Origin of the sequence: Pseudomonas mercuritolerans (assembly GCF_025706525.1) — a bacterium.
GTDB lineage: Bacteria > Pseudomonadota > Gammaproteobacteria > Pseudomonadales > Pseudomonadaceae > Aquipseudomonas > Aquipseudomonas mercuritolerans.
Genome location: NZ_JAMSHA010000011.1, coordinates 114610 through 130036, shown reverse-complemented (window position 1 = coordinate 130036; position 15427 = coordinate 114610). Strand labels below are relative to the sequence as shown.

The 15427-nt window shown below is 59.4% G+C and carries 12 protein-coding genes; 5 read left to right on the top strand and 7 right to left on the bottom strand.

The genetic code is table 11. The annotated features are described in order from the left end of the window. Nucleotide 1 precedes the first annotated feature (1 nt). Together ND528_RS26195 and ND528_RS26190 are read right to left on the bottom strand one after the other, a co-directional pair. Nucleotides 2-1132, bottom strand: a complete 1131-nt coding sequence (locus ND528_RS26195; protein WP_130912921.1) for a LuxE/PaaK family acyltransferase — start codon at nt 1130-1132, stop codon at nt 2-4. Nucleotides 1133-1141: 9 nt separating this feature from the next. Then, complete coding sequence (locus tag ND528_RS26190) at nt 1142-2389, bottom strand: MFS transporter (RefSeq protein WP_263471555.1); 1248 nt, start codon at nt 2387-2389, stop codon at nt 1142-1144. 300 nt (nt 2390-2689) lie between these two features. Here ND528_RS26190 and ND528_RS26185 point away from each other — a divergent pair, with 300 nt between their 5' ends. Further along, the gene (locus ND528_RS26185; RefSeq protein ID WP_016770563.1) at nt 2690-2878 is read left to right on the top strand and encodes a hypothetical protein; all 189 of its coding nucleotides are present in this window, start codon (nt 2690-2692) and stop codon (nt 2876-2878) included. A gap of 18 nt (nt 2879-2896) precedes the next feature. On the opposite strand, the gene ND528_RS26180 is transcribed toward ND528_RS26185, so the two are convergent. Then, complete coding sequence (locus tag ND528_RS26180; RefSeq protein WP_130912919.1) at nt 2897-3274, bottom strand: fe2+ zn2+ uptake regulation protein; 378 nt, start codon at nt 3272-3274, stop codon at nt 2897-2899. A 243-nt stretch (nt 3275-3517) separates the two neighbouring features. On the opposite strand from ND528_RS26180, the gene pvdQ reads away from it, so the two are divergent. Further along, nucleotides 3518-5857: a bifunctional acylase PvdQ gene (gene pvdQ / locus ND528_RS26175; RefSeq protein ID WP_263471554.1), complete on the top strand. Its 2340-nt coding sequence runs from the start codon at nt 3518-3520 to the stop codon at nt 5855-5857. A 52-nt stretch (nt 5858-5909) separates the two neighbouring features. Here the strand turns inward: pvdQ and ND528_RS26170 are convergent, their stop codons facing one another. Further along, a complete protein-coding gene (locus tag ND528_RS26170) occupies nt 5910-6911 on the bottom strand; it encodes a FecR family protein (protein WP_130912917.1) in 1002 nt (333 codons plus the stop codon). A gap of 153 nt (nt 6912-7064) precedes the next feature. Here ND528_RS26170 and ND528_RS26165 point away from each other — a divergent pair, with 153 nt between their 5' ends. Continuing rightward, the gene (locus tag ND528_RS26165; protein ID WP_263471553.1) at nt 7065-7334 is read left to right on the top strand and encodes a PepSY domain-containing protein; all 270 of its coding nucleotides are present in this window, start codon (nt 7065-7067) and stop codon (nt 7332-7334) included. A gap of 60 nt (nt 7335-7394) precedes the next feature. Here the strand turns inward: ND528_RS26165 and ND528_RS26160 are convergent, their stop codons facing one another. Further along, on the bottom strand, nt 7395-12248 hold the full coding sequence (locus tag ND528_RS26160) for a dermonecrotic toxin domain-containing protein (RefSeq protein WP_263471552.1): 4854 nt from the start codon (nt 12246-12248) through the stop codon (nt 7395-7397). 222 nt (nt 12249-12470) lie between these two features. Here ND528_RS26160 and ND528_RS26155 point away from each other — a divergent pair, with 222 nt between their 5' ends. Continuing rightward, nucleotides 12471-13499 (top strand): Ldh family oxidoreductase, encoded by a 1029-nt coding sequence (locus ND528_RS26155; protein WP_263471551.1) that lies wholly within the window; start codon nt 12471-12473, stop codon nt 13497-13499. A gap of 202 nt (nt 13500-13701) precedes the next feature. Here ND528_RS26155 and ND528_RS26150 read toward each other — a convergent pair whose 3' ends face one another. Further along, entirely contained in the window at nt 13702-14019 is a 318-nt protein-coding gene (locus ND528_RS26150; RefSeq protein ID WP_130912447.1) for a DUF883 family protein, read from the bottom strand. 154 nt (nt 14020-14173) lie between these two features. On the opposite strand from ND528_RS26150, the gene ND528_RS26145 reads away from it, so the two are divergent. Then, nucleotides 14174-14428, top strand: a complete 255-nt coding sequence (locus ND528_RS26145) for a hypothetical protein (protein ID WP_003224595.1) — start codon at nt 14174-14176, stop codon at nt 14426-14428. Nucleotides 14429-14434: 6 nt separating this feature from the next. Here the strand turns inward: ND528_RS26145 and ND528_RS26140 are convergent, their stop codons facing one another. Continuing rightward, nucleotides 14435-15349: a LysR family transcriptional regulator gene (locus ND528_RS26140; RefSeq protein WP_263471550.1), complete on the bottom strand. Its 915-nt coding sequence runs from the start codon at nt 15347-15349 to the stop codon at nt 14435-14437. Nucleotides 15350-15427 lie beyond the last annotated feature (78 nt).

The window sequence follows — 15427 nt, the reverse complement described above, 5'->3', positions numbered from 1 at the left end:
ATCAGTGACTTCCCAATAATTCGGCGGCGGCCATTGCACAGCTCCTGCCCGCCGTGGTGCCGGCGCGGCCGTGCAGTTCGAACCAGTCGCTGGTCAGTCCGCAGCCGCAGCTTGCGCCCGGGTGCAGCGTGGCCAGGTCGCTCATGACCACGGCGTGGGCCGGGCTGGAGGTGATATAGGGCGAGACGAAGCCGAGCAGGCCTGGTTGGCCATGGGGCAGCAGGGAAAAATCTACCGGGTCGCGAATCAGCACCCGCGAATACACCGGCACATGAAAGCGGTGCCGGGCGCATTCGATGTAAGGCACCGCGTGTTCGACAGCGCCATAACCGTCGCGGCAGCGGCCGGGTTCGATGCCCAGTTGCCGATGGATATGCGCGTAGAACTGCTGTTTGGGAATTTCCTGCGTGGCCTGGTTTTTCCAGCCACCGCCAAAAAACGCCAGTGAACCGGCGGGCAGTTGCAGGTCCTGCACAGCGGTAGCCTGCATGCGTTGCAGCGCCTGCCAGAGGAACGCCGGGAAGCCGAAAATCCTTACCGGCAAACCTTCTTCAGCGAATGACTGCAACGCGGCGATGACGCCGAACACGTCGAACTGATGGCCGCTACCGGTGCTGCGCAAGGCATAAACCACGCGATTGGCCGGGGCGAACTGACAGAGAAACTGGTCGGTGAACGACGTTCCCAGGGTAATGCGCCCCTCAGGCTCATAGCTGAGCAACAGGTAATTGCACGGCGTATCGGGAGTGTCCCAGCCGTAGTGGCGAAATATCTGCGCAACCATGAACTGCGCCCGAGCAAGACTGCGTTCGTCGTAACGCATGCGGCTTTTCTGCCCGCTGGTGCCTGATGAAGTCAGTTCGAGGGCGTCCGTCCCCGTGCTGCTCAGCAGCAGGTGTTGCTTGAAGAAACTGGCAAAGATCGGCGGCAGACGCGACCAGTCATCAAGGCTGTCGAGATCCTTCGGCGCCAGTCCATGAACGCTGAGCCAGTGGGCGTAACCCGGGGTGTGATCGCAGTGAAAGCGGCTGATTTCAGCCATCGCCCGATCAAACAGGTCAGCCGGGGCGGAATCAGCGCAATAGGGGGCCGTCAACGCGCAGAGCGCGTCGGCAAAGGGCAAGTCGATCATCAATGTTCCTTATTGAGGCGAGGCGACATCCGGCGTGGTGGTTTGCAGCAGTCGGTACACCATGGGCAGACACATCAACCCGCCGAACGCGGCCCAGAGAGCGAAGTATTCAAGACGGCTGCCGCCACCGATGGCCGCGATCAGCGAACCGCCAAGTCCCATGACGGCGATCGAGATCATGCCTGTCAGCGCCGACACCAGGCCTTTGCTGTCATCGCTGGAAAACAGCGCAATCCGATACACCGCCGCGTTGCTCATGCCCAGCCCGACGGCGTACAGCGCCAGGCTGGCGACCACCGGCCCAAGCCCCACGCCGAGCAAGGCGCATGCCGCCAACAGCAGCAGGCCCAGACAGAACGGCCAGAGCGCCAGTTGAATCAATTGCTGCAATGTATGGGTGCGCAGCACGCGATCGAGAAGCAGGTTGCCGGCAATAACCGCGGCGAACACCGGAATCTGCCACAGGCCATATTCCAGCGGCGTCAGCTCCAGAACCCGTACCAACAGCAACGGTGCCAGGCCAATCCAGGCAATCAGCGGCAGACTCATAAGGCCCAGCGCCAGACTGGCGCAGAGAAAGCGCGGATTGCCCAACAGCGTGCCATAGCGTTGCGCAGTGAAACGCCAGGAGAAAGACACTGTCGGGTTTCGATGCCCGTCGCGGCGCTCGACGCCCACGGTTTCCGGCATCCACAGCAACAGGCCGAGCCAGACCAGCGCCGCTGCGAAACCAAGCAGCAGAAAGATCTCCCGCCAGTTCAGCCATTCCAGCAGCAGGATGCCAAGCAGCGGCCCGAGCAGCGGCGACAACAAGGCGATATTCCCCAGCAGGGCCATGAGCCTGACCGCGTCGGCTTCGCAGAACACTTCCTGAAGCGCCGGATAACTCACCGCGACGACAAAGCCCAGGCCCATGCCCTGCAATACACGTAACAGGTTGAAGGCTTCAATGCTGTCGCTGAAAAATGCTGCCACACATGAACTGCCGAACAGCGCGCTGCCGCTCAATAACAGTGGCCGGCGCCCGAATTGATCGGACAAAGGCCCGAGTAACCATTGCAGGCAAACACCGCCCAACAGATACAGATTGAACGCATTGGGCACTTGCCGCGCGTGCGCCTCAAGTTCGCTCGTGACATCCAGCATTGCCGGCATGATCACGTCACTGCCCATATACGTGAGAAGTTCGAAAGTGGTCAGCGCCAGACAGAAACCTGCAGTCTGGCGGGGGCTGATGTTTATAAGTGTGCTCTGCATGAACATCCCTGTTTTAACAGCTGTGGAAAGTTCGCAGAGCCTAGGTGCAGACACGCGGCTCACCTAGCCGTTTGCTGCGTCAGCAGATTTCAAAAACTCTCGGCATGTTTACAGGGTCGGCGCAGCGCAAGAGGTGTTTGCAGTGGAGCGAGTGGTGGTGCCGTGCCTTGCGGTTGAGCCGCATGCAGCCAAAACGCTTCGGCGGCTGTAACATGACAGCCCGTTTGCAGCGACGCGTCCGCGCATCGGCAAGCGCATGAACATGCGCACAGATCTATTCCAACGTTTCAGGAAACCGCAATGACCCAGAAGCAACGCTTGATTTATTCGATTCTGATCGCCCTGTCCGTGTTGGCGATCATGCTGGGCCTGTCCTGGCTGCAAAATGCCGGGATGATCACCGAGAAGACCTTCCAGTACGTCGCGATCGGCGTGGCGGTGGTTGTGGTGGTGATCAATGGTGTGATGCGCCGCAAGGTCAAGCCGTAACGGCGGGCACCCAGGGCCTCATTCGTTGTTGAGGACTGCCGCAGCCTGTGGGTGCAGGCTGTAACTCTTGTCGGCGTTGAAGGTGATCACGCCTTCGGCGCACAAGCGTTTAAGCACTTCGCGCACGCTGAGAAAGGACAGCGGCACATCGAGATCGAGCAATTGACCATGCACACCGCGCACGCCCAGGCGACGATTGCTCTGAGCCGCCACCAGCAGGGCATCGATGACTTTCAGCCGAATCAGGCTGGTGCGCAGGCCGAAACTCTTCAATAACACGCGAATACGCTCATTGCCCGGACGCTCGCCGCGCTGAGGGAAACTGCCGGTGTGCGAACTCATGGAAACGCCCTGTGGCGTCTGGCTACCGTCCGATGGTAGTTGCGAGTTGTACATGCGATTACTCCTTTTCAGAGCCAGATCGGGAAAGGTTTTGTTGCGCTCTCTAAACAAGACGTTTCAGCACGACAAATCATGAAAGAAAAGATGTAGAAATTTCGTCGCTAATTCGTCTCGGCCGTGTGATGACGGCTTTGCCTGGATGGAATGCTCGCTAAATTTTTTTCATCAGTTTCGTTTCTTCGACAGGCTCATTGCGCGTGGACGCGTGGGCAATTGACCTTTCGAGCAGGAGCGAGCGTGATCATTTCCAGGCAACTCACCGGGCTGGCCCTTGCCGGCACCTTATTCGGACTGAGCCTGTCGGCCCATGCACTGAGTCCGGCTGCACAAACGAGCGCGGACATTCGCCGCACCAGCTTCGGCGTGCCGCACATTCGCGCCGAAAACGAACGCGGGCTGGGTTTCGGCATCGGTTACGCCTACGCCCAGGACAACCTGTGTTTGCTGGCCAACGAAATTGTGACGGTCAACGGCGAGCGCTCACGCTACTTCGGCCCGGAGCAGTTCACTGTCGAACAGCGGGAAAACCGCGTCAGTGATGTGTTCTTCACTTGGCTCAATACTTCTGAAGCGGTCGAGACCTTCTGGCAGGCGCAACCGGTGCAGGTCCGCGACCTGGTCGAAGGTTATGCCGCCGGGTACAACCGCTATCTGGGCGAACGTCGTCAGCAGGGGCTGCCGCAGCAATGTCAGGGTGAGTGGGTCCGTGATATCAGTGCCCGCGATCTGGTCAAACTGACGCGGCGCCTGTTGGTAGAAGGTGGGGTGGGACAGTTCGCTGAGGCTCTGGCCGGCGCCACGCCGCCGCGAGCCACCGCGCAAGTCGAGCGCAACGCCCAGGCGTTTCAACTGGCCGACGCACGTCAGCAACGTTTCGCCCTGGATCGCGGCAGTAATGCCGTGGCGGTCGGCAGCGAGCGTTCATTCAATGGCCGTGGCATGTTGCTGGCCAACCCGCATTTCCCATGGGTCGGCGGCATGCGTTTCTATCAGATGCACCTGACCATCCCCGGCAAGCTCGATGTGATGGGCGCTGCGTTGCCGGGCCTGCCGATGATCAACATCGGTTTCAACCAGCACCTGGCCTGGACCCATACCGTCGATTCGTCGAAACACTTCACGCTGTATCGCCTGCAACTCGATCCGCAGGATCCGACCCGGTATCTGCTTGACGGCAAGTCGCTGCCGCTGAACAAACAGACGGTCACCGTGCAGGTCAAGCAGGCTGACGGGCAGATCGTACCGGTGGCGCGCAACATTTATAGCTCGCAGTTCGGTCCGATCGTGCAATGGCCGGGCAAACTCGACTGGGACAAGCAGTACGCCTACAGCTTGCGCGATGCCAACCTCGATAACGATCGCGTACTCAAACAGTGGTATGCGATGAACCAGGCCCGCAATCTCCACGATCTGCAAGACGCGGTGCAGAAGATTCAGGGCATCCCGTGGGTCAACACCCTGGCAGCGGATGACAAGGGCCAGACGCTGTACATGAACCTGTCGGTGGTGCCGAACGTCAGCGCGGAAAAACTGGCCAAGTGCAGCGACCCGCGTCTTGGTCTGCGCATGATTGTGCTGGACGGCTCCAACAGCGTCTGTGCCTGGGATATCGATCCGCAAACGGCGCAGAAGGGCATTTTCGCCTCCAGCGAGTTGCCGCAGCTGTTGCGCAAGGATTTCGTGCAGCATTCCAACGACTCGGCGTGGCTGGCCAACCCGGCGCAACCGCTCACCGGCTATTCGCCGCTGATCAGCCAGGAAGGACAGCCGCTGGGCCTGCGCTCGCGATTCGCGCTTGATCGTTTGGCTGAGCTGAGCAAAAAAGGCCCGTTGGCGGTCGGGGATCTGCAGCACATGGTGATGGACGATCAGGTGTACCTGGCGGCGCAGATCATGCCGGACCTGTTGAAGTTCTGCGCCTCCGATCTGGGCAGCGATGCGGCGACACTGAAACCTGCCTGTGCCAGCCTCAAAGCCTGGGATGGTCGCGCCAACCTGGATTCCGGACTCGGTCTGGTGCATTTCCAGAACATCATGCAGGCGCTGCTCGAGTCGCCGGACATCTGGCGCGTCGCGTTCAACCCGGCTGATGCGCAACACACTCCGCGCGGCCTTGCGGTCGAACAACCGGCCGTGGCCAAGGCGCTGCGTGAAGCGATGCTGGCTTCAGTCGCGCTGGCCGGCAAAATGGGCCTGGAGCCGGACATGCGCTGGGGTGACATCCAGGTGGTCAGCAGCGGCGGGCAACAAACGCCGATTCACGGTGGGCCGGGTACGCTGGGCATCTACAACGCGATGCAGAGCATTCCCCGCGAGGACGGCAAGCTCGAGGTGGTCAGCGGCACCAGCTACCTGCAAGTGGTGAGCTTCGACGAAAAAGGCCCTCACGCCCAAGGGCTGTTGGCATTTTCGTTATCCAGTGATCCGGCGTCGCAATATTCGCGTGACCAGACCGAGGCGTTTTCGAAGAAACAGTGGAGTGTCCTGCCATTCACTGAGCAGCAGATCAAGGCGGATCCGCAATATCAGGTGCAGACGATCAAGCTGGATCAGGCAGGGAAGGTGGCAGCGCAGTAAACAGTCGTCGCCTGAAACAAACGAAGGCCGCCTCCCGCAAGGGACGCGGCCTTCAGCTTTTCGGCGGACGCTGCGGCATCGAGTTGATCACCGGATTGCCTTCCTTGTTGCGGGTCAGGTAGACCGGCAGCACTTTCGGCAGGGTGTTGGCGAGGTTGTTCATCTCTTTGATGTTGTAGACGCCGCCCACGCGGATCGCGCCGGTGCTGGTGTCGGCGAGCATCAACGGCTTGTCGAGGTAACGATTGATCAGCGGCAGGGCGTCGTGAAGCGCAAGGTTGTCGAGCACCAGTCTGCCGCTGCGCCACGCCAGTGAAGTGTCGCCTGGGTAGGTCTGGCTGATCTGCGGGGCGTAATCGCCATGTCGGTAGCGTGCCTGCATCGAGGGGCTCAGGCGCAGGCCGTCGCCCGGCAGATCGCGATTGCTGCTGACCAGCACCGAACCTTCGACCAGATTGACCCGCACCTGATCCTCATACATCCATACGTTGAACCGGGTGCCGGTCACGCGGATCTTGCCGTCGCCGGCACGTACTACGAATGGATGCCCGGTGTCGTGACTGACGTTGAAAAACGCTTCACCCTTGTTCAGGGTAACGCGACGTTCATGTTTGTAATTGCTGAAGGTCAGGTCGGTGTTGAGGTTGAGTTCCAGCTGGCTGCCGTCACCCAGCGTGACCCGACGCACACTGTCGGTGGCGGCGTAATGCTGATAACTGTTGGGCAGCCAGCCCAGACTCCAGCCGCTGTAAGCCGCCAGCGGCAGGGCGAGGGCGCATGCTGCGGCAATGACCGCGAACTTGCGCCACGGTCGCGAAGGCTTGCGTTGTGCGGCCAGCTCACCCGGCTCGGTTCGAGGCAGATCCCCGGCCACTTCCCAGATTTCCTGCATCGCTTCGTATTCAAAGGCATGCAACGGATGGGCTTCGTGCCAGGCTTCAAATGCGCGACGCTCCTCGTCCGTGCAGTCAGCGGCGTGCAGACGCATGCACCAATGCGCGGCGGCATCGGTAATCGCATCGTATTCGGCTTCCGAGAGAGTGTCTTGGGTCATTGACTCGTCCTGATTTCGCTCATTCTAACCTCGCCGGCAGGCTGCCGAGAACATCCGTCATGGCATTTACCCATCAACGTGGAACTTATTTTTCCCTGTGGCGCCCAAAAAAACAGGAAGCAACTGCCTACTATCCATAAATGGAGTGAAAAAATGATCAAAAAGACATTCGCAGCCCTGATTGCCACCGCCGGTTTGCTCAGCGCCGGTGCCGCCCTGGCAGACAAGCCAGGCGCAGGCTGGATAACCATCGAGAAAGCCATCGAGGTCGCCAAGACCAAGGCCGGCTATGTCGAGGTCTATGAGATCGGCGCCGACACTGACGGTTACTGGGAAGGCGAAGGGCGCAAGGCTGATGGCAGCGTCTATGAATTCCGTATCGATGGTGCTTCCGGCAATGTGTTGCGGGACCAGAAGGATTAAGCCTCCCATACAGGTTGTTGGAAAAGGTGCGCCGGCGTTGAGCCGGCGCACCTTTTTTGTTTACGGCTCAGGTTGCGAGGATGCCGGTTGGCTTGGCACCGGTGCGGGCAGCGGTATGGGTGTCGGAAGGGGATCCAGATCCTTGCCCATTTCGCTGATGAGCAACGCGATCGAGTCGGCGTTGGCCAGGTGGACGTCGATGCGTGCCTCGCCCGAGAGAGGATTGCGAAACGCTTTGCGCGCGTCTGCGAGATTGGTGGTTTTGGTAAGGCTGAGTATTTTTTTGTATTCATCGGCGCGCGACGGAATCTGGTCCAGGTCAGTCCACACCGTGTCGCTGGTTTTCTCTGCGAAAAGGTGCGGGGCAGAACGCGACAATGAATTTCGCTGACGCTCAAGACTTTCCAAGGCAAGTTGACCCATGTCGGTTGTGGTGTCGATAAGGCTGGGAAATGGCCCGATTGCCTGTACCCAGACAAGATCTTCGCTGGCGCAGACCAGATGCGAAAGTTCGTGGATGAGCGTCACCGCGCGGGCGTGAGAATCGACGCCGAATCTGAAAGGTAAATGGGCGGTGTAACCATCCATCCCGGGATTAAAAAAAACTTCAGTAAGATGGATGATTCGCTTTTTGTCGTTTTTGAAAACAAAGGCGAGGATATTGCTGTCAACGTAGCCATTGAGTCCCGCGTAGAAACGTTCGGTAGAGAGCAAATCATCTCTGGGATCCATCAATTCGCGGCAAATAGGGATGGCTACGTCCTCGAATTTCCTCAGCAGTTCAGGCGTAACCTGAGTCACCTCAAAAAAGCTTTTCAGCAGCGTTTCCACCCTTGTGCCGCCCAGATTGTCGCGACTTATGACGAAGTTATGCAGGCACTTCAATGCGTACTCTCTCGCCCGAACCACCGCTTGCTGTATCACGTAGGCCCTCGCGGGGTAACGACGATTGATCTGAGCCATTCCTCTCGCCTGGATAAGCAATTCTATGCGTCGGTTTTTCTCGACATCCTGCTGCACGGGGTCACGGTGCGTGGACCTGGAGCAATGGGCCGGGTGGTCCGCGCTGGCGACTACCAGTCGCGAGTTTTTTACCTCGAGTGCTGGCCCCTGGCTGCCGTCTTTTTTGCGCAAATGCCAGGTTTTCTCGGCCTGGGCCACCGCATAGACCTTGCCGGCAATAGCCGCGTACTTGTCAGTTGTCGAAGGGGCACTGTAGACCAGCTTTTGCGCGTCAAGCTTGAGGGTTTCCAGTGCGGTGCTGGTTTCATACGGCTGCAAATTGACGCGAGCGGCCGCAGTCGGCGGCATTTTCGCCCAGCGCGGGGCTGCTTTGACCGTTGTGGCGACACCGGATGAGGGCTGCGCGTGGGCGGCAAATTCAGTGGTCGCCGTTTCTGCTTCGTCTTCCCAGGACAAGCGTCCCAGACTGAACAGAGAGATGGCCCCTGCGATGAAACTCTTCACACCATTGGCCCAATGGTGGTCCTGAAGGTCTTCAGCGGATTGCTTGAAGTCCTCAAAGCTTTTCCAAAGGAACAGCAACGAGGCGAGTTTGCCTGGCAGCACGTGCGGAACCAGACGAACACCGTGACTGAAGAGAAACTTTGCCGCTTCCCAATCCGCCTGGGCATTGATCTGCGGCTGACTGCCGAGCATTTTCGGCAGAAGTCCGAGGGTGTCCTTGTGCAGCCGTTCAAGCACGTTGCCGCTGATAGCTTGACTTCCAACAGTGATCTCGCTGGATTTGCCAATCGTCGTTTTCAGCAAGTTTCTGAATACGGCCTGCTGCCCCTCCGGCAGACGCCGAATGATCAGATCCTGGAAATGCCCCGGAGTGTTCAGCGCATCAATCAATTGCGCTTGGTTTTCAAACTCGCGAAACACGAATCTGGAGTAGGGTGCATAGAGCACCCGTGGGCCGGTGTGCCCCGATCCTGGCCCGAAGACATACAGCCCGAGTGTGTCGACGGGATCAGCGCCACCGGTCTTGATCAATGACAGCGGGCAGACAATTGCCTGGGCGCCCTCGACCATGGCCCGAGCCATCCCGTCAGGCATGTCGAGCACTTGGCAAATGTAGTCGTAACCGTTCTCGGAGAGTTGCTGTTGCAGCTTCAACGCGTGTGCGTGTTGCATCAGTTGCCAAGGCACCTGACGGAGAAACCGCTGTTTGCTGATGCGTGCCGACTCACTGTCGCCGGACAGTGCGGCGGTCACTTTCCCTGCATAGGTCGTGGATACTTCCAGAGACTGCAGCAGCTGCTGCACCGCGGATTGACCAAAGTTTTTCGGTAGCGCCGTAGCTGTCTTCGCGGTCACTTTGAAACCGGTACCCTGCACGATGTTGTAGTGATGCAGGGCAAACTCCACAAGGTCGCAGGCTGTACCGGCCAGCGTCAGGTTCGGGGTGATCTGGATGTCCTGCGGTTTGAGGCGGTTGTTGGGGAATCTGGCGTCAAGCAGTGTCTTCAGTGTCTGCTCGACATGAGTGGCGAGTGCCGGAACGCCCTCGAGAAAATCCTTGCCTTCAAAAAATGCGTGGCGCAATTCATCCAGCAGTGCAAGTTGCGTGTGTTGCTCTTTCGCCGGGGCCATGCGCAACCAGTCCGGGTAGTCCAGATGGCCGGCAACGGCGCGAGCGAAATCAATGGCTCGGCGCAGATTGGTATCGATGACGGTGGCTTTCATGTGGCCGAGGAACTTCGCTAGCGTGGCTTCGTCCTTGATGCACGTGCGGAACAGATCACACTCGTCCATGTAGTGCTCGATAGCCGATTGCATGCGATTGCTCGACACACTTTCTTCTATCAATTGGAACGTGCCGAGCGTGTACTGCTGGCCCATGCGCCGTTGCTTGGATGGCAGATTTTCCAGCAGGGCCTGGCTCCGGTTGTTGTTATTCAACCGACCTTGCAGTTGTTTGCGCGCGGTTTCGATATCGTCGAACGATTCCAGGCCATCGGCTGGCGTCCACATAAGGGCGCGTCCGGAATGCGCGACGTCCATGCCACCGCGCTCGGTCAACAGCACGCAATGAGCAAGCGGCAACGCGTCATTCTGGCCATCGCATCTCACCGTCATTGACCAGGCATCCGGACGAAAACCATTGAGCGATTTGCGCTCGGCGCGCGTAGCGTTGCCTGTGTCGAACACGGTATCGACGATCTGTCGTTCGGCTTCCAGCCACGTACCACCGAGGTTTCTCAGCTGGGCTTCGCCGCGTATGGCCGCTTCGAAAGCCTGGGCCAGTTTCCAGCCAAGGCTTTCGACAAAGCCGCGCTGCTCACGACTGCTGGCAGTCGGCTGGTTCTTGAAGTCAGCGCTGAGGTTATCCAGCGTTCGTTGCAGTTTTGTCAGGCATTGCGCAGCCTTGTCCGCCTGCACCACTGACGATGGCGGAGCGCTGGCAAACAACGGTCGGGTGCTCCAGCGCTGATTGACGTCAAGCTTGAGCAGGCGCTGATGGAGCATTGAACGGATATCCAGCGCCTTGTCGAACAGCGCGTGAATATCGCTGGTGCGTTCGCTCTGGCGAAACCGCTGCAGGACAAATTCGATGTTTTGCCGCTGCTTGGTGAGGATTGCCTCAAACAGGGTCGTCATGATATCGCCGCCGATGTTTTCGCCTGACACCTGAGCATTGGCAAAACCCAGGTAGCGATTGCGCTCTTCGAGGTTCATCAGCCCGTACAGCTCGTCTTCGTGCCCCGCAGCACCGAGCTTGGCGGTCAGCGTTTGTTTGAGGTCGGCGTAGTTTGTGAGCACTTGCACGCCCTCGCTCGGAGTGTAGAGATAAGCCTTGTCGTGGTTGATCATCAGCGAGCCGGCCAACTCGACTTGAGCAGTGCCCTCGCGCAGGCACACGGTTTCGTACGCAGGCCGCCGCACGGCCACGTTTGGCTCGCGGATCAGGCTGTGGAGGGCGTCGAACTCATTGGCTGAAAGAATCTCCGTTTCGCGCTTGATCATCAGGTCCGCGCGCGCCTGATCCTTGAGCGTCTGGGCGAAGAAGGTGCGTCGCGGCGAACCCTCGAATGAAGCGGCATTCCAGTAGACCTCGAGCTGCCGAAACAACAGCATGGTGAGTTTGCCCGAGGCCAAGTTGATTGCAGCTGCCCATGCTGATTGATCGCCAGCGCTGGATAGACGGGCCGGATGTGAAAATTCGACAGTCTGACCGTGTGCCCAGCCCTGACGGCGAAAATGCAGCAGCAGGGCCTCAGGCAGTGAGCGCGAGTCGACCCACTGCTTGCCTGCGCCGGAAGAGGCAGGCGGCGCAGCGGCGTAAAAACCGACCTGGGTGAGCGACTGCTGCAGATCGCCAAAGTGAGGCTGGAGCTGTTCGTCGAGGATTTTCTCCAGCAGGGTGGTGAGCGACGGCAGGCGTTTCAGTTCGTCCAGCAAGTCACCGGCGCAACGCTCCTGAGAGCGTGTAATCGCGGTTTGTTGATCGTCGAATACATCTCCCTCGATGGTCTCGCGGGTGATGGTGATACCGCGTTTTTCCACCAGCTCCTTGCGCTGCGAAACGCGGAGAAACGCCAACAGGTCATCCTCTTCAGTGGCGTTGTCGAGCCGCGTTTGCAGGGCCAGCGTCAGCGCTTTGTCATCGCTGTATTTCTTCAGCCCATCGTAGGGGGTATAGAGAAAAACACCGTTGTCATCCGGCCCGGCACCGAGGATGAAACTGCCGGCCAGAGCAACGGCCGGTTGTTTGTCGGCGTTGAGCAGAATTCGCTCGGCGCGCATTGGCGGGGTTTGCGCGTTGCGCAGTTCGTGGCTCGCCAGCTGTACGTGCGCGAGCCAGGCGAAATCTTTGCTGTTGAAACCGTGAGCTGTCGCCAGCGCACGATGCAAACCTGGGAAATTCAGAATGTTGGGGAACAGGAGTGGTGCGGTCGAACTGGACATCATCAAAGCTCTGATCGGGGCGCCCTTGGGCCGGGACTCAACAGTAGAGGCGCGGCCCGCGGCACTTGCGGTAGAGAGTTACCGCACGTGCCGATGCGAAATGTGCGGCAGGACGGACGCGATCAATAGAAGGGTTGACAGCCGACAGCTTCGACGGGGTTAATCGGTGGGCAAACCGACCGTACGCTGTTGTTCCCTCCAATAATCATTCTGGAGCTTCAGATGTCTGCGCCACACGATCATGGCTCGTCCACAGTGCCCCTCGAAGCACTGACGCAACTGCTTGAAACGATTTTTCTGCGCCACGGCACCTCCACGGAAGTCGCCCGGGTGCTGGCCGCCAACTGCGCCAACGCCGAACGCGATGGCGCCCATAGCCACGGCGTCTTTCGCATTCCCGGCTATGTCTCGACGTTGAAAAGCGGCTGGGTCAATGGTCACGCCGTGCCTCAGGTCGAAGACGTCGCGCCCGGTTTTGTCCGTGTCGACGCTGGCAACGGTTTCGCTCAACCGGCGCTGGCCGCTGCACGATCACTGTTGGTGGAAAAGGCGCGCAATGCCGGGATCGCGGTGTTGGCGATTCGCAACTCGCATCATTTCGCCGCGTTGTGGCCGGATGTCGAGCCGTTTGCCGATGAAGGTCTGGTAGCCCTGAGCGTGGTCAACAGCATGACCTGCGTGGTGCCCCATGGCGCGGATCGGCCGTTGTTCGGCACCAATCCGATTGCCTTCGCCGCGCCAAGGGCCAACGCCGCGCCGATCGTTTTCGACCTCGCCACCAGCGCCATTGCCCATGGCGATGTGCAGATTGCCGCGCGCAAAGGTGAAAAACTCCCGGCCGGCATGGGCGTCGACAGCCTCGGCCAACCGACACAGGATCCCAAAGCGATTCTTGAAGGTGGCGCCTTGTTGCCGTTTGGCGGGCACAAAGGCTCAGCGTTGTCGATGATGGTCGAGCTGCTCGCGGCGGCGTTGACCGGCGGCAATTTCTCTTTCGAGTTCGACTGGTCCAACCATCCTGGCGCGAAGACTCCATGGACTGGCCAGCTATTGATCGTGATCGACCCGAGCAAAGCGGCGGGGCAGAGTTTCGCCCAGCGTAGTGAGGAACTGGTGCGGCAGATGCACGGGGTCGGTCTCAAGCGCTTGCCGGGGGATCGACGGCATTTGCAGCGTGCCCGCTCATTGGCGCATGGGATTGCCCTGGATGAGCAGACGTTGGGGCAGTTGCGGGAGTTGGCGGGGGAGTGAGTCTTTTGTTGTTCTGACGATTGCAGTGACAAGGTCAAAAGCCCCTCACCCTAGCCCTCTCCCAGGGGGAGAGGGGACTGACCGCGTGGTTTGGGCGAGATACGCGGACTTGGGATACCGAGGTGAATTCAGTAATGGAAAAGCAAAGCGGTGGGCATAAAAAAGGCGAACCCTGAGGTTCGCCTTTTTTTGTGCGCCTGACTCAGCGACGGCCGAGCAGCAGGCCCACCACCAGGCCGAAACCGGCGGAGATCGCTACGGTTTGCCATGGGTGGCCACCGATGTAATTTTCCGTGGCTTCAACGGCGGGTTTGGTGCGCTCGCGCACGCTCGACACTGAATCCAGTGCCTGCTGCAGTTTCAGGGCGATTTGTGCGCGCAGGGTTTCCGCTTCTTCGCCTACCAGTGAAGCGCTGCTCTTGAGCAGTTTGTCCGATTCCTCGATCAGCGACTGAAGCTCGCTGAAGGCCTGATCCTTGATTTGCTCTTCGGCGGCTTGCACCGCGGTTTTACGGGCCATTGGGTGACTCCTTGCAGGTGAATGGACAGTGACCAATGGAGTGTAGCGGCAGACGAAAAGTTGCATGTCATTCGCGGACAAGGGAAAAACCTGCACCGGAGATTTGTACCGAGCGTGTAAGATGTCGCCATTTTACGCAGCAGGATAAATCCCCATGAGTTTCAATCTGGCCGACAAATCCCTCGCAGAGCGCGCAGCACTGGAAGACGAGAAATCCCGTCTGTTCGAACTCTGGCAGAACAATCTGGGCAAAGCCAAAGGCGAAGCCGCGCGTCTGTTTGGGGAACGCTCCAAGCGCAAGGGCAAATGGGCCGAGTGGGTCCGCGCCGAACTGGACGGCATGTCGCCGCCGGAGTTCGCCAACATGGTGCGCAGTGAAGTCAATCGCCTGATGGCGGCGAACAAATAATCTGTTTCACACCTGGCTGAACGTGGCGGCAATCGCCTCGCGAACCTTGACCAGCACCGGATCGATCTGTGTGCTGGTGCGCCAGCCGAGTTCCACCGGATAGCGCGGTAAAGCCAGAGGGCAGGGCAGCAGCGCCAGCCCGCTTAGCGCCGCGATACTTGCGGCAGCGTGGGCCGGAATGGTCGCCACTGCCTGACTGCCCTTGAGCAAAAAGGGCAGCGCGGCAAAATGCGTAGTCGACGCGCAGACCCGGCGGCTCAAACCCGCTGCCGCCAATCCCTCATCGGTAATGCCGATAAAGCCTCCCGACGACACCAGAATGTGCTCGCGCTCAACGAACTCCTGCAATTCGATCTGCTGCTGGCCTGGCGCGAGACTGGCCAGGTCGACCAGACACGCATACCCGCCTTCTCCCAACACCTGACGGCTGAGCAAGCGCTCGGCAAATCCGCCGGCGGTGATCGCCAGGTCGATGCTGCGCTCCATCAACGCGCGGGCGACGATCTGGCTGTGGGTCTGGCGGAATATCAGCCGCAGCTTCGGCGCACGGCGGGCGATTTCCTCGATCAAGTGGCGTCCGTAGGCAATTTCAAAATCATCTGACAGACCAATCGCCACCGAGCGACCGTCGTATTGATTGGCCGCAGGATCAAGCATGGCCAGACTTTGCCGGCATTTGCTCAGGGCATCGCTGATCACTGGTTTCAGCTGATTGGCTTGCAGGGTCGGCGCCAGACCGCGCCCGGTGCGCACGAACAATTGATCTCCATAGACCTCACGCAAGCGCCGCAATGCCGCGCTGATCGCCGACTGCGTTACGCCGAGGCGCAGGGCTGCGCGGCTGGCACTGGATTCCTCGTACAGCGCTTCGAAGACTTTCAGCAGGTTGAGGTCGATGTCGGCGATATTCATTTGGCTCATATCATTCAGCAGTAGGCAGGGCTTTATTCATGATCGCGTGAGGCTGGAGAATCGGCAACACCTGAACCTGATGGAGTA

Excerpts from the sequence above, each read along its gene's own strand:
- ND528_RS26195 (WP_130912921.1), bottom strand. The coding sequence starts at position 1,132 with ATGATCGACTTGCCCTTTGCCGACGCGCTCTGCGCGTTGACGGCCCCC.
- ND528_RS26190 (WP_263471555.1), bottom strand. The coding sequence starts at position 2,389 with ATGCAGAGCACACTTATAAACATCAGCCCCCGCCAGACTGCAGGTTTC.
- ND528_RS26185 (WP_016770563.1), top strand. The coding sequence starts at position 2,690 with ATGACCCAGAAGCAACGCTTGATTTATTCGATTCTGATCGCCCTGTCC.
- ND528_RS26180 (WP_130912919.1), bottom strand. The coding sequence starts at position 3,274 with ATGTACAACTCGCAACTACCATCGGACGGTAGCCAGACGCCACAGGGC.
- ND528_RS26170 (WP_130912917.1), bottom strand. The coding sequence starts at position 6,911 with ATGACCCAAGACACTCTCTCGGAAGCCGAATACGATGCGATTACCGAT.
- ND528_RS26165 (WP_263471553.1), top strand. The coding sequence starts at position 7,065 with ATGATCAAAAAGACATTCGCAGCCCTGATTGCCACCGCCGGTTTGCTC.
- ND528_RS26160 (WP_263471552.1), bottom strand. The coding sequence starts at position 12,248 with ATGTCCAGTTCGACCGCACCACTCCTGTTCCCCAACATTCTGAATTTC.
- ND528_RS26155 (WP_263471551.1), top strand. The coding sequence starts at position 12,471 with ATGTCTGCGCCACACGATCATGGCTCGTCCACAGTGCCCCTCGAAGCA.
- ND528_RS26150 (WP_130912447.1), bottom strand. The coding sequence starts at position 14,019 with ATGGCCCGTAAAACCGCGGTGCAAGCCGCCGAAGAGCAAATCAAGGAT.
- ND528_RS26145 (WP_003224595.1), top strand. The coding sequence starts at position 14,174 with ATGAGTTTCAATCTGGCCGACAAATCCCTCGCAGAGCGCGCAGCACTG.
- ND528_RS26140 (WP_263471550.1), bottom strand. The coding sequence starts at position 15,349 with ATGAGCCAAATGAATATCGCCGACATCGACCTCAACCTGCTGAAAGTC.